General features: G+C 42.6%; 15 protein-coding genes. 6 read left to right on the top strand and 9 right to left on the bottom strand.

Translation table 11 applies throughout. The features are described 5' to 3' along the window. Window positions 1-32: 32 nt before the first annotated feature. Both RE476_RS08070 and RE476_RS08065 read right to left on the bottom strand, forming a co-directional pair. Window positions 33-242: a heavy-metal-associated domain-containing protein gene (locus tag RE476_RS08070; RefSeq protein ID WP_309307144.1), complete on the bottom strand. Its 210-nt coding sequence runs from the start codon at window positions 240-242 to the stop codon at window positions 33-35. A gap of 76 nt (window positions 243-318) precedes the next feature. After that, a complete protein-coding gene (locus RE476_RS08065; protein ID WP_309307143.1) occupies window positions 319-1,338 on the bottom strand; it encodes a restriction endonuclease in 1,020 nt (339 codons plus the stop codon). A gap of 208 nt (window positions 1,339-1,546) precedes the next feature. Here RE476_RS08065 and trxA point away from each other — a divergent pair, with 208 nt between their 5' ends. Beyond that, window positions 1,547-1,939: a thioredoxin gene (gene trxA / locus RE476_RS08060; protein WP_309307142.1), complete on the top strand. Its 393-nt coding sequence runs from the start codon at window positions 1,547-1,549 to the stop codon at window positions 1,937-1,939. A 9-nt stretch (window positions 1,940-1,948) separates the two neighbouring features. After that, window positions 1,949-3,385, top strand: a complete 1,437-nt coding sequence (locus tag RE476_RS08055; RefSeq protein ID WP_309307141.1) for a methanogenesis marker 14 protein — start codon at window positions 1,949-1,951, stop codon at window positions 3,383-3,385. A 429-nt stretch (window positions 3,386-3,814) separates the two neighbouring features. On the opposite strand, the gene polX is transcribed toward RE476_RS08055, so the two are convergent. Further along, a complete protein-coding gene (gene polX / locus RE476_RS08050) occupies window positions 3,815-5,542 on the bottom strand; it encodes a DNA polymerase/3'-5' exonuclease PolX (protein ID WP_309307140.1) in 1,728 nt (575 codons plus the stop codon). A gap of 33 nt (window positions 5,543-5,575) precedes the next feature. Beyond that, window positions 5,576-6,247, bottom strand: a complete 672-nt coding sequence (locus tag RE476_RS08045; RefSeq protein ID WP_309307139.1) for a DUF166 domain-containing protein — start codon at window positions 6,245-6,247, stop codon at window positions 5,576-5,578. A 330-nt stretch (window positions 6,248-6,577) separates the two neighbouring features. On the opposite strand from RE476_RS08045, the gene tmk reads away from it, so the two are divergent. Further along, complete coding sequence (gene tmk, locus RE476_RS08040) at window positions 6,578-7,192, top strand: dTMP kinase (protein ID WP_309309581.1); 615 nt, start codon at window positions 6,578-6,580, stop codon at window positions 7,190-7,192. A 42-nt stretch (window positions 7,193-7,234) separates the two neighbouring features. Here the strand turns inward: tmk and RE476_RS08035 are convergent, their stop codons facing one another. Both RE476_RS08035 and RE476_RS08030 read right to left on the bottom strand, forming a co-directional pair. After that, a complete protein-coding gene (locus RE476_RS08035) occupies window positions 7,235-7,468 on the bottom strand; it encodes a hypothetical protein (RefSeq protein ID WP_309307138.1) in 234 nt (77 codons plus the stop codon). Window positions 7,469-7,509: 41 nt separating this feature from the next. Then, window positions 7,510-8,217, bottom strand: coding sequence for a HisA/HisF-related TIM barrel protein (locus RE476_RS08030; protein ID WP_309307137.1), 708 nt, complete (start codon window positions 8,215-8,217; stop codon window positions 7,510-7,512). 45 nt (window positions 8,218-8,262) lie between these two features. Between RE476_RS08030 and RE476_RS08025 the strand changes: the two genes are divergently transcribed. Then, window positions 8,263-8,961, top strand: coding sequence for a (5-formylfuran-3-yl)methyl phosphate synthase (locus RE476_RS08025; RefSeq protein ID WP_309307136.1), 699 nt, complete (start codon window positions 8,263-8,265; stop codon window positions 8,959-8,961). 76 nt (window positions 8,962-9,037) lie between these two features. On the opposite strand, the gene RE476_RS08020 is transcribed toward RE476_RS08025, so the two are convergent. Then, window positions 9,038-9,784: a class I SAM-dependent methyltransferase gene (locus tag RE476_RS08020; protein WP_309307135.1), complete on the bottom strand. Its 747-nt coding sequence runs from the start codon at window positions 9,782-9,784 to the stop codon at window positions 9,038-9,040. Between the two features lie 355 nt (window positions 9,785-10,139). On the opposite strand from RE476_RS08020, the gene RE476_RS08015 reads away from it, so the two are divergent. After that, entirely contained in the window at window positions 10,140-12,377 is a 2,238-nt protein-coding gene (locus RE476_RS08015; RefSeq protein ID WP_309307134.1) for a CDC48 family AAA ATPase, read from the top strand. Window positions 12,378-12,471: 94 nt separating this feature from the next. On the opposite strand, the gene RE476_RS08010 is transcribed toward RE476_RS08015, so the two are convergent. After that, window positions 12,472-14,604 (bottom strand): methyl-accepting chemotaxis protein, encoded by a 2,133-nt coding sequence (locus RE476_RS08010; protein WP_309307133.1) that lies wholly within the window; start codon window positions 14,602-14,604, stop codon window positions 12,472-12,474. 541 nt (window positions 14,605-15,145) lie between these two features. Here RE476_RS08010 and RE476_RS08005 point away from each other — a divergent pair. After that, entirely contained in the window at window positions 15,146-17,197 is a 2,052-nt protein-coding gene (locus tag RE476_RS08005) for a methyl-accepting chemotaxis protein (protein ID WP_309307132.1), read from the top strand. Between the two features lie 229 nt (window positions 17,198-17,426). Here the strand turns inward: RE476_RS08005 and RE476_RS08000 are convergent, their stop codons facing one another. Then, complete coding sequence (locus tag RE476_RS08000; protein WP_309307131.1) at window positions 17,427-20,447, bottom strand: response regulator; 3,021 nt, start codon at window positions 20,445-20,447, stop codon at window positions 17,427-17,429. Between the last annotated feature and the right edge of the window lie 189 nt (window positions 20,448-20,636).

Genomic DNA, 20,636 nt, shown 5'->3' with positions numbered 1-20,636 from the left:
AAAAGGGGTATTTTCGAGTATACTTCAATACATCAGGCTACAACAGTGTAACCTGCATCTGCTACAGCTGCCTTGATAGCATCAAGGTTTGCAACGGAAGCATCAAAGGTAACTGTTGCCTGCTTTGCCGCAAGGTCAACCTTTACTTCACTGACTCCGGCAATTGCGCCAATGGATTTTTCAACATTTGCCTGACAGTGTCCGCACATCATGCCTTCGATTTTGATTGTTTCTGTAACCATTTTTTATTTCTCCTGGCTATATCAATTTGATGCGTCAATTATATAGACTTCACGCTTGTGAAGTGTCATGACAAAGTTATAATGTCCTTACACACTGTTCAATCATATCCTTCCAAAGAATAGGATTATCAACATCAAGGTAATGTTTTGTCACAGCATTTGAATTATCTGATACAACTAACTGGTCTCTTTTAAGGAAGCCACCTTTCAGTTCAACGCCAACGATCTTCTTGTGGATGATCTCCTTCTGTATCTCTCCTGAAATATCGGAAACAATGATTCGCTTGTTTGTGAGTATTGTAAGCTGTGTCCCATTTCTCGACGAAAGATCCAGATGTTCGCCTTTCAGGTATTCAGGACGAAGATTCTGGAATATCTCAACAAGCTCTGAAAGCCTTCTGGAACTGATGGGATACATTTTGAGGTTTTTGTTCCCTGTTATCAGTATAACTCTGTTTGGTTCGGTATGTATGCCTAATATCTCTTTTATTTCGATTCGCTCTTCAATATCTGAACTCTTTGAAAAGAAGCCGGAACTTTCCTTTTTAAGGAATATGTTCCTGTTTGTCAGGGTGATGGTGAACTTTTCGTTTCCGATTGTTACAATTTGATTTGCAAGGACCATTTCTCCTCTTTTGAGGATTGCTCCGCCACCGATTTCTTCTGAAGCCTTATCGGTCTGTTTTCCTGCACTCACCACTTCTGTACATCCATCCGGTAAGTAGTAGTTGAGCATTTCCACAAGCAGGTTTCCATCTATAAGTTTGAGGTTATGTTCTGCTGCTTCTTCCATAGCTTCCTTTGTGAATGATGAGGTTGCAGCTATGATCACGCCATCCACGCGGTCCCTGTATCTGAGACTGCTGTACTCCCTTACTTCTTTGACCCCGACAGACCCTGAATATCTCTTTGCCTGGACCAGCCATGTATGCGTGAGTCCGAAATTCTCGATCTTAATAACGATGTCAACTCCCCTGTCTCTGGAGTATTGGGTAAGCTCTGTCCTGTACCCCATATTAGAAAAAAGCCTTGAGAGCAGTATTTCAAACTCCTGCGGATCAATCCCAAGCAGATTCTCAAGTGTCCATTTTGCCATTATTATCCCTGCTAATCTAGCATCATACTGTTTATGTCTTTTTGCCGGAGTTTCCTGATGACATGGGTGTTGTGGAGTAGTCACACAACCATACAAACAATTAAATGTGTTAACAACAGATACTGAGAAGAAAATCCAATAGATGTATCAAATCATGTTTACAGTTAAATATCTGTAAACAATAATACTACTCAAAAGGGTGAATTCAATGGATGACTTAGAATCTATAAAGCAAAAAAGGATGCAGGAACTGAAGCAATCTCTGGAGCAAAAGCAGTATCCTTCAAGTCCTGTCACAATTACAGATGCTTCTTTTGATGAGTTCGTATCAAAGTACTCTTTAGTTCTGGTTGACTGCTGGGCACCCTGGTGCGGACCTTGCCGAATGCTTTCTCCAGTTCTCGATGAAATGGCTACGGAAATGCAGGGAAAAGTTGTTTTTGGCAAGTTGAATGTAGATGAGGAAAAAATGACAGCAGTTAATTTTGGAATAGCCAGCATCCCTGCAATGCTGATCTTCAAAGAAGGAAAATTCGTTGACAAGCTAATAGGTGCTGTTCCAAAGCAGAATATTATCCAGAAACTTCAGCCTTACATGTGAGGGATATAAATGGCACATAAACCCAGAATATCAGAAAGTCCTTCAGTTCGTTTACTCGATCTTAAAGACAAATCCAAATCATATTTTATCGTGGCATCGGTGGAAGTTGGTAACACAACTACTAAATGCATTCTTACAGCAACGAATCTGGAAGACGGTAAGACCAGACTTGTTAAAAAAACAGTTAGTATGACAAGGGATGTCCGTCCTCCAAAACCCGGGGAAGAAGTATTTGGAATGACACTGAATGGTGTCGAACTGACAAGGGAATCGGTCGCAGAGCTGGTGAAGAATACACTTCTTGGAGCTGTAAAAGATGCAAATCTTGACATCAAGACCGACGTTCATTTCGTTGTCAGGTCAACAGGTGTTGTTGCTGGTTTCGATTCTCCTGATGAAGTAGGTGAGTTCATCAAGGCACTGGCAGACGGATGCCTGATGGCAGGTGTGCCTCCAAACCGTATGACTCCTCCGATGTCCATCTCGAACATCCCTGACAGGTTCCAGAAATATTCCAAACTTGAAAAAGTGATATTCGATGGCGCAGTGGCAAGTGTGACTCCTCCGACAGGTGCAACAGGTGTTGAGATCGTTGCCAACGAAATGGAGGGAGAACTTGCAACGGCAGGAATCAAGGAAGGTGCTAAATGGGTGGATGTGGATTTCCGTAATCCCTGTATTTCCATGGACTTTGGTACCACACTTGATGGAAGGATAATCAGTCCTGATCTTCCCTATGCAAAGACCATCGGAAACTTCTGTGGTTACGCCGGTGCGATTCCTGATGCTATTATCAAGGGAACCGGGCAGGTTGATTCCAAAAAAGGTACTGCACTTGATATTTCCGATGACAAGTCCCTTGATGGTCTTGCGCTTAAACTGAAGGGAAAGACCATTAACGAATATGCTGAGAAGATATTGAACTACATTATCATCGAGAAAGTACCCAAAGGCCGTAAAAGATATGGTAGTGTTCCCGTAAATTCAGAAGCAGCAGACGCTATAAATGTAGTACTCATTGGTTGTGATGTAGGGGACAATGGTTCCGACATGGATAAGCTAGCGGCACTTGGTGCTGAGATCTATGAGAAACATAATATGAAGCTCCTGTTCGCTGTCATCGATGAGGTCATGGGACGTGTAGTACAGCGTCTTGTCAAAGTGGCACAGGATGAGGGTCTTGTCTTTGAGGATACTGCAATAGGTGTCACCGGCAGGGCTGGTATAACCGGTAACAAGCCAAAGCTGATTCTGAAATACCTTCATGAGCTTGGTATCAACCACAATATCGACGAGAATGTTGTATTCGTTGATGATGGTCTTGCACGTGGTGCCGCAGTTATGGCCAGGTGTATGAACTCCCTGGGAACTACCTTTAATCCATTAGGTGGTCATAGGGGAGGAAAATGCATACTTGGCCAGCGTGTAAAATTACAGAACAAATAAGAACAAAGAACAGGAATTGGCAGGATTATCCTGCCAGTTAATCATTTTAGTAAAAATTAATTTACAAAAGCAATATTAGAATGCTCTTCTTTTTTGCTGCCTTTTTATCTCTTTCTGGAATTCGATCTCATGCTTTTTCATAGATCTGTCATGCCTGTTAGCTCTTGTATTTTTCAAAATCGCACCTCATAGCCTGTCATGTATGATGTGTTTAACTACCTGCGAAGCACAAAGTACCAAAAACGTTGTCTATTACACTGTTCATTCTTCGGCAATTCTACCTCTGTTTTGTATTAACAAAAATTGATTGGCAGGACAGGAATTTATATTTTTTGCTTTTTTCATGAAGGAAGAACTGATAATCTCAATAATTTCCTTACATTATCATATATGTATTCACTTAAATCTATGAATCTTAATTTTTCATCATTACTTTAAAATACCAAGTCTGGCGCAGAGTTGTTTCAGGTTCATGGTATTTATCACATCATCCGATTCTACCCAGCCCCTTCTTGCAACATCTATTCCAAATGATATATTGTCAAAATGCTCGATCGTATGTGTGTCCGTGTTGATGGCAAGCATGACACCCTGCTCTTTTGCTTTTCTTGCATTGGTATCATTAAGGTCAAGTCTCCAGGGCGAGGAATTTATCTCAAGTATCTTCTCGTTCTCTTTCGCCACGCTGATCATTTTATCCATGTCAATATCATATGCAGGTCGTTTTCCTAATTTTCTGCCGGTGGGGTGGGCAAGTATATCCACGTGTTCATTCTCAAGAGCCGCAACTATCCTTCGGGTAATTTTGTTCCTGTCCTGTTCGAGCCCTGCATGAACTGCCACGATCACAATATCAAGTTTCTCCAGGATCTCATTGCTATAATCCAGCTTTCCGTCTGCTCTTATATCGCATTCCGTACCTGAGAGTATCCGAATGTCATCCGTTTTTTCATTGAGAGTGTCTATTATCTTGATATGCTCAAGCAAGCGTTTTTCAGATAATCCGTTGGCGATGCCTGTGGAATGTGAATGGTCGGTAATCGCAATGTATTCATATCCTCTCTGTATCGCAGCCTGTGCGAGTTCCTCTATTGAGTTTACGCCGTCACTCCAGTTAGAATGGACATGAAGATCACCTTTAATGTCTTCTTTCTCGATCAGCCGGGGAAGTTTCCCGGTGAGGCTTGCTTCTATCTCTCCCATGTCTTCCCTGATCTCTGGAGGCAGATATTCCAGTCCCAGAAAATCATATATCTCTTTTTCTTTACTGCATGGTGTGAGCTTTCCACTAATCTCATTTTTAAAGCCGTACTCATTCAGGCTGTAGCCTTTTGAGAGTGCAATCTTCCTGAGGTGGATATTGTGTTCCTTTGAACCCGTGAAGTGTTGTATCATCGAACCGAAAGAAGCCATTTCCACAACTCTCAGGTCCACTCGCAGGTTTCCGGGGTATAGGACAGCACCTTTGGAAGTTCCTGATTCCACTATCTCCTCGACCTGCTCCATATTAACAAAGAATCGAATTGCTTTTTCGGGTTCATTGGAAATTGCTATAAGGTCAATATCTCCCACGGTATCTTTCTTTCTTCTCAGGCTTCCTGCTATGACAACTTTTTCGATATGCGGGCTGGAGGATAATTCATCCCTGATCTGCTTTGCAATTTCCCCTGCAAATGCTATGGGGTGTCTTCCATGGTCCTTGTCCTGTTGCATTCGCACAATTGACCTGAGAATCTTCTCTTCATGTTTCTCACCCATTCTGGGAAGTCTTCGTATTCTGTGCTCTCTGGCAGCCTTGCTAAGTTCCTCAACAGATGTGGCTCCAAGTTTTTCGTAGAATGATCTGGTCATTTTAGGACCGATGCCGGGGATGTCCATGATTTCCATAATGCCCGGAGGTATCTCTTTTATCGTTCTCTCATAGGCATCGAATGATCCGGTTTCCAGTATCTCCACAATTTTGCTTTTTAGTGCTTCCCCAACACCCGGTATGCTGTCCATTACCCCGCTTTTGTATAACACTGACAGTTCTTCGTCAAGTCCTTTTATGCTTCTTGCAGCATTTGTATAGGCTCTGGTCTTGAACGGGTTCTCACCCTTGAATTCCAGAAGCTTTGCCATTCGGTTGAACATCTCAGCTATCTGAATGTTGTCCATGTTTCCCCCACGTTTTCCCATTTTCACCGATTATCAGCTTTCTTCCTTTTTTCTTTTGAGGGCTTCTTCAACGGCTTTTTTGTGAATCTCGCCGGATTCATGGATGCCTCCCATATTTCCCCTGACAGCCCTGCAGGGGTATTGCTGTATGAGCAGTCCGGCTCTGGCAGGTGCCTCTTCAACTTTAGTTCCCACGAGTTCCCTTGCCATGTGCCACGTACTTCCACATGGCGCTCCGCACAATACTTCAACCGATTCTATTATACCTTTATCTGTATCGATGTCAAGCACCGGACTTGAAAGGCAGGAGCAAAGTTCTTTTGTCTCTGGTTTTTCCTGAAGGGTGCAGCATATATCTTCAACCTGAATGAGCATACCATATTGTTTTGCAATATTCTCAAGTTCTAGCACAGGTGCCTTTGAAGCTCCACCGGGTACGATCATGGCTTTTAATCCTGCTTTTCCTGCCATGTGTGCGAGTGCCACGGTAAGGTCCGGGTGAAGTGAATAGGTGATGACAATGTCCGAATCGAATACAGATCGATCTATGTTTAATTCTTCAAGGAATTCTTCGGGCTCATCTATAAAATCAGGCAGGATTTCCGGCACGGAAGTATGGACCACTTTCATTTCAGTCTTTGTGATAATGGTCTCTATCAGACGGTTCCCATACTTTCCCCTGGTGATTACTCCGATTGTAGTCATTTTTCTCCTTTTCAGGGTTATTTTCCCTTACATTAATATGCTTTGCCAGGATATTTATACGACCGATTACTATATTTATCAGTATGCCTCTTATTTAATTAGAGGTAGATTATGGACGACTATGACCCCAATAAAGTGTATTTCGTATGTAATACCTGCGAATTTCTGTTTATGGAAAATCCCGAATTATTTCCGGTAAGATGTCCCCAATGCAGTAGTGAAAACGTTTCGAGGACATAATAAGTAACCTGAAAAAATCATGGAAAAGTCTTCTGTTTTTCAGGAACAAATAATCTAAATAGTATTCCTTTGCTTTCACTGTTGATGTCAATGAAAGGTAAACTCATTACTCTGGAAGGTATAGACGGTTCTGGAAAATCTACGATTACAAGTCGCCTGGGTTCAAATCCTGAGTTTTCAGAGTTTGTTTTCACAAGAGAACCTACCACCGGATGGATAGGCGAGGCTGTAAATCGTGCTATTCATTCAGATACGGATCATCTTGCAGAGCTTTTGCTTTTCACTGCAGACCATGCTGAACATATCTCTAAATTGATTTTGCCAGCTCTTGAAAGCGGAACGAATGTAATATCCGATCGTTATTCAGGCAGCCGGTATGCGTACCAGGCTGTGACACTGAAAGGCCGTTTCCCTGATCCTATGAAATGGATAAGGGGTATACACGAGGGCTGGACAGTGGATCCTGATATGACTATACTGTTTGACATTGATCCTAAAATTGCGGTGGAAAGATGCGGGAACCGTGGTGCTCAGACAAAGTTTGAAAAAATAGGTTTCCTTGAGGAAGTAAGGGCAAACTATCTCCAGCTTGCTAAAGAATACCCTGACAGATTTGTTGTGATTGATACTGACAGGCCAGTCGATATTGTAGAAAAGGATGTCCTGAGTGCTATATTCTCTCTGGTTGGAACTGGCAGGGAATAATTGTCAGGACCGGTTTTAGTAGTTTTAAAATAAAAAAAATAATTAGAGTTTGTTCTCATCAGCGAATTTGATGAGTGCTTCTCCAAGTGTACGGGTGTATTTAGGGTTGAGGTTGAAACGTGCTTTTTTCTGTCCGCCTCTTTCCTTTGCTATTTCTATGTATTCGTTCTCGTATTTTTCACTTGATGCGAGAGTGATTGTCAGGAACCAGCCTGCTCCCATCTTTATTTCACCGTAGTTTTCGCCGATTTCTACATTTTCTTCTTTGTCTGCCATGATTACACCGATAAATGATATATTGTGATTAATTGAAATTGTTACTGAATCATCTGAAGAGGTATTGAGCCGTTATGCAGCGCTGTTGCAACAAGTGCGCCTTTAATTCCTATCCCTTCCAGTGCTTCAATATCTTCCACGTTGCGGACACCGCCCCCAAGAAGCACATTATGGTCTGAGATGGAAGCAATCTTACTTAAAAATTGTGAATCTATGCCGCTTGATGTGCCGACCCTGTCAAGGTCCAGAATAATGATGTCCTCCAGATCGTAGTCATTGAGGAGTTCTACTATCTTGAATGGGTCATCGGGCATGGATGGGTCGTTTGTGAGTATTTTGCCATTCTTTTTGTCAATGCTGACATTGATCCTTTTGGGATACAGTGAACTAGCCTGTTTTATGGTTTCAAGAGATGCTGTTTCAGTTCCCAGTATCACTGATTGTACTATTTCCATAACGTCTTCTATTTCGGAAACAGATGTAATTCCGGGGTCCAGCATTACTCTTGCCTTTTCAGAAACGGCCTGAATGATATCAAAGTTCTTTTCCCTCTTGCCGATCTTCTGAAGCAGATTGAGGTCTGCTATGTATATTTCTGCCGGTTTTACCGCATCCACTATCTTTATCGCATCGGATGTATTGCATATGTGGCTGGAAAAGTGTATGGGTTTGTATTCACTACGATTCCCGCCTTGCGCATGAACTACGGTCTGGTTGAATATATCAAGAACGAAAATGATACGAAACATATATAATTGATACATCTGTCATGCTATAAAAAAGAGGTTTATATTATGAAATTACTCATCAGCCCTATCAATCCGGAAGAAGCCATCGCAGCGTACGAAGGCGGTGCTGACATTGTTGACGTGAAAAATCCAAAAGAGGGTTCTCTTGGTGCTAATTTTCCGTGGATTATAAGATCTGTTAAGGAATCCATTAATTCTGCAAAGCCTATCAGTGCAACGATCGGTGACTTTAATTTCAAGCCCGGTACTGCATCCCTTGCAGCTCTGGGTGCCGCAGTTGCAGGTGCAGATTATATAAAGGTTGGTCTTTATGATGTGCAGACCGAGGAACAGGCTCTTGAAATGCTTACCAATATCACAAGATCAGTTAAGGATTACAATCCTGATCTTAAGGTAGTAGCATCCGGTTATTCTGATTATGAGCGCATCAATTCCATCAATCCTCATTTGCTGCCTGCCATCGGTGCAAAAGCAGGAGTAGATGTTGTAATGGTGGACACAGGTATCAAGGACGGCCGCTCCACATTCGAGTTCATGGATGAGGAAGAGCTCACAAAGTTCACATCAGCTATCCGCGCAGTAGGTCTTGAGTCCGCACTTGCCGGAACCCTCAAGTTCGAGGACCTTCCAATGCTCAAGCGTATCCAGCCTGACATCATCGGTGTACGCGGCATGGTCTGCGGCGGCGACAGGACTTCCTGCATCAAGGCAGAACTTGTTGATAAGTTGAAGAACGAGATGTAACTTCGGTTACTTCTTTTTACTACTTTTGAATTACTTTTTGAATATTAGGGTCATTTAATTGTTCATCAGTAACAGGTCATTTGTTCTTCTGAAAAATATAGAATACATAACCATATTCATCCGGACGTTCTCTGAATAGCTTGATCTCTTTTCTGTTAAACTCAAGTATCATTTCTGCTTCGGTGTTTCCTTTATAGTTATCACTGATGTCATCGACTCTTTTTTCCAGATTGGAGTAAAAATCATACCAGACAGAAACTGGCAGTTTAAAGTGGTCAATGATATCATATCCTGTTGCTGTGATAACTTTCTCAGTGTCAGGTATGTTCATGATACCAGGATATATCTCCTGCCAGAATTGAAGCACTTCCGGGGAAGGTTCATCCGTGAACCATGTGTTCTCTGTCACTGCCATATATCCTCCATTTCTAAGGAACTGTTTCCAGTAGCTAATTCCTTTTTCAAGACCAAGGATAAAGATGGAGCCTTCTGCCCAGATGACGTCGAATTCTTCAGCTTCAAAAGGCAGTTCATCCATGGAAGCACAAACCGTGGTGATCCTGTCATCAACTCCTTCTTTAACTGCATTTTCCATAAGTTTATTCAGAAAAGGCTGGTAAACGTCAGTCGCAGTGATGTGACAGTCGTTGCATATCTTCGCAAGATGTATTGTCTGCATACCCACACCGCAGCCAATGTCAAGGATCTTAACACCTGCAGGAAGGGAAGAAAGCATATTAAAGGCTTTTTCAGTACATTCATTACTGCCGGGACCCTGTCTGGGTAACCCGTCAAATATCTCAAAAATCGGCGATTCTACCATAAAAATATCAAGAGATAACTGGTTAAATCTTTTATGGTGTCCTGGAAATGATTACATTTTAATCAATGTTTTTCTTAAGATTCTTCAATCTCTCTAAGTTGATTCTCATTTGTTTTTCTGATTTCATCTCTCAGACTTCCTTATTGTGGGTTATAGGTAGGTATCTAATCTGCTTTTTTCTAAAGTGCTCATTTTCTTTGACCTGTTGTATTTTCAGAAAATCCTTGATCACTTGCTTCCTGCTAACTATATATTCTCCAAAAACCCCAGAAGCGTTAAATCATAGTTCTGATGAATATATTATTAATGACGACCATCGATACCGTATTTAAGATTGGACATGTGGTGATAGGATTTGACTGAAGAGATCACCGTCAGCGTTGGTCAGGCATATCCTCGTGATGCAGGCAGGGGAATTGCCAGGCTCGATAAGATCCTCATGCAGCAGATAGGTGCCATCAGTGGCGATATCATTGAGATAAAGAGCAAGGAAAAGTGCTACGCCATCGTCTGGCCGGGTTATCTTGAGGATGCAGGCAAGGAGCTTGTAAGGATTGATGGTAATCTGCGTAATAATGCAAAAGTGGGTATCGATGACAAGGTGACCCTGAGAAAGGTTCAGGTAGTGGAGGCCGAGGCTGTCAGCCTTGCTCCCACGCGGGAAACGCATCTTGTTGGCGGCGCACGTTTTATTCTCAGGATACTGGAAGGTCGTCCTGTTGTAAAGGGACAGAATATTCGTGTTGAAACGGTTAACAATCCTATTTCTTTCGTGGTGCTTTCAACCAAACCTTCAGGTCCCGTGGTTGTGACAAGGAATACCCAGATACAACTCAGGGAGAAGGCGGCTATCGGAGAGACCACCGCCGGTCAGGTGACCTATGAGGACATCGGAGGTCTTCAGAGGGAACTGGGGCTTGTGCGTGAGATGATAGAGCTTCCGCTCAAACATCCTGAATTGTTCAATAAACTTGGAATCGACCCTCCTAAAGGTGTTCTCCTGTACGGTCCTCCCGGTACGGGCAAGACCATGATAGCAAGAGCAGTTGCGAGTGAGACCGATGCAAACTTCATTTCAGTTAGCGGACCTGAGATAGTTTCCAAGTACTATGGTGAAAGTGAACAGAAACTGCGCGAGATATTCGAAGAGGCTCAGCGCAATGCACCGACCATTATTTTCATTGATGAGGTCGATTCCATAGCTCCTAAGCGCGATGAGGTTGTAGGGGAGATGGAGCGCAGGATAGTTGCCCAGTTGCTGTCCCTCATGGACGGTCTTGCTTCCAGGGGCAAGGTCATAGTTATCGCTGCCACCAACCGCCCCAATTCAATTGATGAGGCACTGCGCCGTGGCGGAAGGTTTGACAGGGAAATAGAGGTAGGTATTCCTGATTCTGATGGAAGGTTACAGGTTCTTTATGTACACACAAGAGGCATGCCTCTGGAAAAAGGATTGGAATTAAAGGAAATAGCCGCAGTAACTCACGGTTTTGTGGGTGCTGACCTGTCATCCCTGTGTAAAGAGGCTGCAATGCATGCCCTCAGGCGTCTGCTTCCTGAACTAAAGATCGATGATGTTGAAGATGAGATTCCCTCAGAGTTCATGGAAAAGCTGGAAGTTTCAAGGAAGGATTTCGATGAAGCGCTGAAGAATATAGAGCCTTCTGCCATGAGAGAGGTTTTCGTGGAAGTTCCGCATGTGAGCTGGGAGGATATCGGCGGTCTGGAAGGAGCCAAGCAGGAATTGATCGAGGCTGTTGAGTGGCCCCTGAAATATCCTGAACTATTTGACGCGGTGAGTACCAAACCACCTCGTGGCATCATGTTGTTCGGTCCGCCCGGAACTGGTAAGACCATGCTTGCAAAGGCAGTGGCTACTGAAAGCGAGGCAAATTTCATAAGTATCAAGGGTCCTGAGCTGCTCAGTCGTTATGTAGGAGAATCCGAGCGTGCGGTTCGTGAAACCTTCCGCAAGGCCAAGCAGGCAGCTCCAACTATTATTTTCTTCGATGAGATCGATTCCATGGCATCGGAGCGTGGTTCCAGTGTGGATGCCCATGCTACCGAGCGCGTGGTGAGCCAGATACTCACCGAGATAGACGGTGTGGAGGAACTGAAGGATGTTGTGATAATCGCAGCCACAAACCGTCCTGACATTGTGGACCCCGCCCTGCTGCGCCCCGGAAGATTTGACCGTCTTATCTATGTCCGTCCACCTGACAGGCAGAGCCGTGAAAAGATATTCCAAATTCATCTGGATGACAAACCCCTGGCTGAAGGTGTGGATGTCCATGAGCTTGCCGATATTACCGAGGGTTACGTAGGTGCTGATATTGAATCCATTTCCCGTGAAGCCACAATGCTGGCTCTCCGTGAGATAATCACTCCCGGCCTCAGCAAGGAAGATGCCATGGAAAGAGCCACGGGTCTGAAAATCACAGCCGAACACTTCCTCAAAGCCAAAAAACGCGTCAAACCAACCACTTCCCGCACTGCCATGAGTTTCTATGAGCAGGCGGCTGAATCATTTGCCAAGTATGCGGCTAACGAGGATGAAAAGAGTACGGGTGAGGATGAGAGGGCGTATCAGTGATTGTCAACAGTTTGCTGACAAATCATCACTAATAACTTCAATTTGAAACCTGAACTAGAAAAGTAAAAAGCAAAAACAAAAATAAAAGGGACAATTAATGCAGTCCCTTTCCGCTATTTTTTAATTTAGGTGCATCCTCATGCGCCACAACATCGTCACTTGCAAGCACGAACTTGTTTACCATTTCCTGCATCGCAACAGCCATGCCGGCAAGTTCTTGTGAGCTTCGGCCAAGTTCCTGCATAGACATGCCCTGCTGGTCGACAGATGCTGATGTCTCTTCAGTTCCCGCAGCGGCTTCCTGGGAAATTGATGTTACCTCCTCAACAGAAGCTGTTATCTCCTCGATGGAAGCAGACTGTTCTTCAGCGGCAGCAGCAATGTCCTGTACCATTTCAGCGACCTTGATAGAACCTTCAACGATCTCTCTCATAGCTCTAGCAGTTTCATCGAGAGCCTGAACTCCGCTGGAAACCGTGGTATTGCCCTTTTCTACTGAGTCAACTACGACATCAGTATCATTCTGTATCTCATGGATAAGGCCTGATATCTGCTTTGCTGCACTACCGGATTCCTCTGCAAGTTTGCGAACCTCATCAGCAACGACTGCAAAACCCCTGCCGTGTTCGCCAGCACGTGCTGCTTCGATAGCTGCATTGAGCGCAAGGAGGTTGGTCTGGTCAGCGATATTGGTGATGAGGTTGACTATTTCTCCTATCTGCTTGGATTTAGATTCCAGTTCCCTTATCGCATTCACAGATTCGATGGATGTTCTCTGTATCTCTTCCATCTGTTTCATCAGTTCCTCTGACTTATATCCGACAGCTTTTGTCTGTTCACTTGATTCCATGGCAATCTCGGCTGATCTCTGCGCATTGACGGCTATGTCCTGGACGTTTGATGACATATCGGTCATTGCACGGGAGATGTCTTCTGCTTTAGAGGATTGTTCATGTGCTCCTTTTGCGATGTCGCCAATAGTTCTTGAGACATCTTCGGATGTAGCTGTGACTTCTTCAATAGCTGCAGACATCTGTTCAGATGTACTGGCAATCACATTTGAATTTCTGCTGATATCGGTAATGATTCCATTCAAAGTTTGCATAATATCATTCAGTCCTCTGGGGATTGCCTCGAAGTCCACACCGACATCGGTTTCTGCCTTTCGATCGAGTTTACCCTCAAGTGCATCGGTCGATATATTCTTGAAATCATCAACGATATCTTCTATCGGCTTGGTAATGGAGCGTGCTATCAGGTAGGCTATTCCTGCCATTGCAATGATCGCAATCAAAGATATGATGATCAACTGGTTCCTGAGTTCCATTGCCCCTGCAAACATCTCTTCTTCAGGGATACTCAGTACGAATGCAAAATCAGCAGTTTCTACCGGGTGGTAAACCATGGTCACTTCTTTACCCGTTGTAGGGTCAATGACTTCAACATGTCCGCTGACACCATTCTCAATATCAGTTGCCATTTTGTTTATTTCCGGATCATCGAAATCAGCAAGGTATTTTGTGCCTATCCATTTCTTTTCATCAGGGTGTGACATGAACATTCCTGAATTACTGACCATGAATGCGTATCCCGTATCAAAGACAGTGACTTTTGAAACCTCTTCGTCTATATAATCCAGTGAAACATCCACACCAGCAATTCCTATGAAATCTCCTTCTTTTATTATGGGGGATACATAGCTGATCATCATTACTCCGTCATACATAAAAGGCTCAAGAATAACATCCTGTTTCAGGGATTTTGGTAACTGGTAATAATCATCGGTCTCATAACCAGCGAGGGGGTCAAGGGCAACAGAACCGCCGATCCTGCTCCAGTATGGGATGAATCTTCCGGTTGAGTCGTGTCCCTGTGTGTTTGCAAATTCTGCATCGTTCCCATCAAAATCATTGGCTTCGTATGCAACATATGTTCCCAGTAGCCCTTGGTCTTCTTGCAGCAGGCTCTTCAGTATGGCATTGACTTCATCCCTGTCGCCTGTTCCATAGTTCTCCATGGTGCTTGCAAGTGTTTGTGCAAGTAACTGGTTCGACTGCATACCACTGTCATATTGGTATGCATAACCCCTTGCAATGTTTTCAGATTCAGAATAGGCCATATTCATCTCCTGTTCTGTCACTTTGTCAACGATTACATAGGTGCTTATAGCCATCAATATAGTAACACTTGTAACGATGTATAGAATTAGTCTAGTGTTGATATTCATATTTTTAAAATTCATTTTTCTCATCTATTTCTTTTATTTTGTTCAAAATAAGTGCAACACCGTCACACGAAAATATAAATACTAATTTATTATATTTAAAACATACTATATTTAGTATGTATTAGTAAAAACCGTTTTATTGATGCGTATTTTTCTTCTAAATAAGTTTATTCACTCATAAAATATATATACTATTTATCTGGGTTAAACCACAGTGCAAATTAAATCCATATTTAAAATTATTGCTAGGTGCTTGCAATTTCCATAGCAGGATACTTTGTTAAAATAGAATCTCATTTGCTACAAATCTTTAAAAGCTACATGATAAAAAAGAGTGAAGGTCAAAAAGGTTATTCTGATAGCGTAAATTATTGTTTAATTATCTATTAATCATGTATAATTACTGTTTTATATTATAATTTGTATGTAAAGCTCAACTGTTGAACAATCATACATTTTCACTAACAGTTCATTAGCAATGATGAGTTCACAGAAACTTACTATAAATTATTACTTGTGTTGGTACACGGGATGTCAAACCATGTTTGAAGATATTATAAAAAAACTAGAAAACATACAAATCAAAAATCTTCTCCTTGGAAGTTTTGCAGTATTGCTCATACTGACCGCTATCGTTGGTTACAGCGGTTATAATGGAATGCAAAAGGTTGATGATAGGGTCATTAAGGCGGATGACATGAACCGTCTGGTAAAATACATGAAAGATGCTCGTTTTGATGAAGCAACCTATCAATTAACAATGGACGATGTCTATGCAACACAGGTAAACACTGTTGTAAATGATATAGTAGCCCAGACCGAGGCATCAAAGGTATCATTCAAGGATGCTGCGAATGATCAACAGATGGACGATGTTCAAAAGGCTGCTCTAACGTATAATACAGCATTCAATAGATATGTTGAACTCGAAGGTCAGAAAGAAGAAACAGAAGCAGCTATGATCCAGCAGGGTCTGGTTCTTGAAGAGCTGATAAATGAAGTACTCATCAGCCAGGACGAGGATTATACACAGGCGCTTGAACAAAATGCTAACAACGTTCTTCTTGAAGAAGAGTTTGAAAACGTTGAATATGCAAATCGTCTCAGCCAGTTACTCCTCCAGGCACGTGGTGAAAGATTGCGTTTTATGATGCATGTTGACCACCAGTATGCAGAAAATGTTAATGAGCTAATGGATGAGATTATAGTAATTTCAGAAACCCTCGATTCACGATTCCAGAATAAGGCAGACAAAGAAAATGTCCAGGCCATAGTCGCAGCAACAAACGCATATAAATCAGATTTCAACTCCTATGTTTCATATGCAGAACAACAGGTAGTTGCAAGCGAAGAGATGCATGAAGCTGCATCTGATGTTCAGGTTATAACAGAGGAAGCCCGTGCAGATCAGAAAGAAAAGATGGATCAGGAAATGTCAAGCTCTATCCTTACAATGATCGTCATGGTTGTGCTTGCTATTATTGTAGGTTCTGTAATGGCTTTATTCATTTCTAAAATGATCTCAAAGGCGGTCAATGAAATGCTTGATGCAGCCAATAAAGTTGCTGCCGGCGATCTTACTGTAGAGCTGGAAAACGATTCTTCCAATGAGCTTGGACAACTTTCCAACGCGCTAAGATCAATGGTAGGAAACCTGACAGGACTGATATCAGAAGTTCAGGAAGGTGCTTCCAGGGTAGCTTCAACTTCACAAGAGATATCAGCATCTTCAGAACAGATGACAGCTTCCTCCGGCCAGATATCCGAAACAGTGACTGACATCTCACAGGGTGCTCAAATCCAGTCATCAAAGGCAATAGAAGTTTCCAATGCAATGAATGACATGTCCGTCAGTGTTCAGGAGATTGCATCAAACGCACAGAATGCAGCTCAGAATGCAAGTATGGCAAGTGAGACTATCAGGGGTATCGGTAAGGAATCAGAAAAGCTTCTCGCTCAGATGGATGAAATACAGGGTGCTGTATCCGACTCAGCTAAAGTTATTCGTGAACTCGATGGTAAATCAAAGCAGATAGGGGATATTGTGAACCTCATTACTTCGATTGCTGACCAGACCAACCTCCTTGCACTCAACGCTGCAATAGAAGCAGCCCGTGCCGGAGAACACGGCAGGGGTTTTGCCGTTGTCGCTGATGAGGTCCGCAAGCTTGCAGAAGATTCAAGCCGAGCGACAAAGGATATCTCTGTACTTATCCAGGACATACAGAACGGCAGCAACGAAGCTGTAGATGCTATGGAAAAAGGAACAAGTAAGGTATCGGTTGGTGCAGCATCCCTCAAGGAAACAGTTGAAGCTGTAAGGTCCATTGTTGAGGGCAGTGAGCAAATTGCAAGGATGGCACAGGAAATCGCTGCTGCCGCCGAGGAACAGGCTGCCAGCATTGAAGAGGTAACCGCTTCCGTTGAGGAAGTATCTTCAATTTCAGAGCAATCCGCTGCAGGTACTGAACAGGCATCAGCATCTGTTCAGGAGCAAACCGCTTCCATGGAAGAACTTTCAGCATCTGCCCAGCAACTTGCAGATCTTGCAAACAGCCTGATGCAGGGTGCTGCAAAATTCAGAATTGAATAGGCATCCTGCCTGTTCATTTTTAATTTACGTGAGGTGTGAGGGTTTACTCTGGCACCTGCTCTTTAATTTATAATGCTACGTTTCTTTTGTGTTTTCTAAAGCAACTACTTGCAAATATCTTTAAAACGCAGACGGCTTGTACAAATATCTCTCACATGCAGTTTCAAAAAAATGATTAACCTGCATTAATACAGTATTCATACAGGTTCCCATATCATCATTTAATGTTCTATGTGTTGTCGGAATCATTCTGGTTTCCATTTTTATGGAGATTCCTGATGCATGAGATCAGTTTCTCTTTGCTGAACTCGCCCTTCTGCATAAAACCTGATATCTGTCCTTTTAAGGCTTCTTCGTCTTCTCTCTCCAGATGCCTGGCTGTGCAGATAATAATGGGGATGTCTTTTGTTCCTTTATTTTCCTTCAGTGCTTTAATAACATCATAGCCGGTCACGTTTGGCATCATAAGGTCAAGCACGATGACATCAGGATGGTCATTTAAAGCGGTAACAATGGCTTCCTGTCCACCATAGGCTGTCAGTACATCGTAATTTGTATCTTTAAGCATCTCTTCCATCATCTCAACAGCAATTTTCTCATCATCCACTACCAGTACCCTGAAGGATGATTTTGAATTATAGCTTCTTATTTTTTCGAGTGTTGCTATAAGTATCTCTTTCTCCACCGGCTTGATGAAGTGTTCCTCTGCTCCCAATTCTGTACCAATCTTGCGATCATCAAGCATTGTAGTGATAACAACAGGTATGTGTCTCGTGCTTTCTTTTCTTTTTAACTCTTTGAGCACATCCCATCCATCCATCCCTGGCATCATCACATCGAGAGTTATGGCAAAGGGATTCATATTTTCAGCAAGTTTTATGGCTTCTTCACCTTTGGATGTAGAGATCACGCGATAACCTGCATATTTCAACGTCTCCTCAAGCAATTCCCTGGATGTCTCGTCATCTTCCACAACAAGTATGAGTGCTTCATCACCTGTGCTGTTCTCGGGGATGATGTGTGCTGGTGCATCATCAGGAGAATCAGGGATGCTATCTACATTTTCAGGAGCATTGTCTCTTTTGTCAGGACTATCTATGTTTTCATCTAATGGCAATTCAAAAGTAAAGGTGGTACTTTTTCCTGGCTCACTTTCGACCCATATTCTTCCTTTATGCAGTTCCACAAATCTCTTTACAAGGGTAAGTCCAAGTCCGCTTCCCTCGTATTGCCTGTTAGCGGCAGAGTCCAGTTGGGTGAAAGGCTGGAATAGCCTGGCAAGACCCTCTTCCGAGATTCCAATGCCATTATCCTTAACAGAGAATCTGACAATATTTTCTAATGCCTCAACATTAACGTCTATTGTGCCGTGTTGCGGGGTAAATTTGATGGCATTACTGATAAGATTGTAAAGTATCTGCTTCAACTTGATCTTATCAGCGCATATCATCGTCACCGGCTGATCTACATTATAATTGACAGTGATTCCTTTTTTGTTAGCGAGAGTTGTCATCAGTTGTTTTACTTCAATAAGGGTCTCTTCAACCGGGAACTCCTCCAAATACAGCTCCATTTTTCCTGCTTCGATCTTAGAAAGGTCAAGCACATTGTTTATTAGTGAAAGTAAATGTTTCCCACTTGTAGATATGTTTGTAATATACCTGCTCTGTGGATCGGTCAATTCCCCTGCATTCCCTTCCAGGATCAGGTCTGAGAATCCTATTATAGAATTAAGGGGTGTGCGAAGTTCATGGCTCATGGTTGCAAGGAAATCACTCTTTGCCCGGTTTGCAGATTCTGCCACAATTTTAGCCTGAATTATCTCGTTTTCAGCTTCCTTTATCTTACTCAGGTCCACAAAACTCTCAATCAGGTACTTTTTGTCCGACAGGGCCACAGTTGCTACGGATTTAAGGATTGGTATCTTCTCTCCCTTTGCATTGATCAGGATGCGTTCTGATCGATTCACTGTTTTTCCAAGGTCGCTTATGGGGCACTTTCCTTTTTCTGCAGGACATACGAATTCGTGGCACAAATTGCCCACAATTTTGTTTCTGGGCAGGCCAATTATCTCTTCAGCGACTGGATTTACATCGGTGATCTGGTGTGTCTGTTCATCAATGACAAGAACACCACTGATTATGTTCTCAACAATGGATTCCATCCTCTTCCGGCTTATCTGTTCAGCCTGTTGTATCTTGTTCTCCTTATTCTCAAGTGTCTCCAGCATATAGTTGATGTTTTCGGAGAGGTCGTACAGTTCATCATTACCATCCATCTTAACACGTGAAGATAATGTTCCATCCTTAGTGATTGCAGTCAGATTCCTGCTGAGGACAGATAGGCGTGACAACACATAATTCTCAAGGGAGAATATCAGGACAATACCGTAGACGATTCCAAGGAAGAGTATGGCATAGAAAAGGTATGCAATCACAGATTGCCCCTGCTGGTATATTTCCCTTGTCATTTCAACTTTCAGTGAGACTGCATTGTCTCCGTTAATATCGTTTAGCAGTGTGGTTCCAATAACTGCGTCATCATTCACATATTCAATGTTTAATATGCTATTTTCCTGCGAAAGCGTAGCCATCTCATTCTTTTGGATCAACTCATCTGGTCCAATTTCTTCCAGAACAATATGTAATTTGGTTGTGTCCTGTAATTCTGCTATTAAAGCTTCATCCACATATCTTCCAACAACAAGGGTGCCGACTATAGTTTCGTAGTCTATGCTTTGTGTTATAGGGTTAGATGCTATGAGCAAGGTACCCTCGGGAGTATTGATGATACCTTTTACATATACGGGTTCAGAAGGTCCGGAGAACAATATCTCATTGGAGCCTAGATAGTCAAGCACTGAAGTCGATACTTCTTTTTCTTCATGAGCATCAAGATCCGTCCCGACAGCGGAGTACAATTCACCGGTAGCATCATAATATAACATCATGTCTACCTGCAGGTTTGTCATGGAGTTTATGTCGAGATTGTTGTACACATAATCTTCATCTTCCCCAAGCAGAAAATAATAAGAGTCATCCCAGTGTCCCCAGTCATTTGCCAGTATCACCAGGTGATCGATCCGTGAGTCAATGGTAGCGTTCACCCTTTCAACATTTCTAGTGATCTCTTCCACTTCCAGATGGTTGAAACCACTCTCTATTATTTGTCCGGTAGTAATTGTTAAAAGTGCAAACATGCAGAAAAAGGTGATTCCAAGGATTGCCAGGGTTTTGCTGCGGATCTTCATTTGATTCCTCTTATGTGATTGAAAAGCTACACGTTATCTTCGCGAAAAGATGATCTATTAATTTCGCAATGTGTGTGGTGGGATATTATCGTGTGTACAACTATTATTCAAAGCAAGTGATTACCATTTAATTATAATGGTAAAATAATAATATCTACCAATATATAAAATCGTCCACATTTTCCAAAT

Origin of the sequence: Methanolobus mangrovi (assembly GCF_031312535.1) — an archaeon.
Classification (GTDB): domain Archaea; phylum Halobacteriota; class Methanosarcinia; order Methanosarcinales; family Methanosarcinaceae; genus Methanolobus; species Methanolobus mangrovi.
The sequence above is the reverse complement of the archived record's forward strand: the minus strand, read 5'-3'. Positions and strand labels throughout refer to the sequence as shown.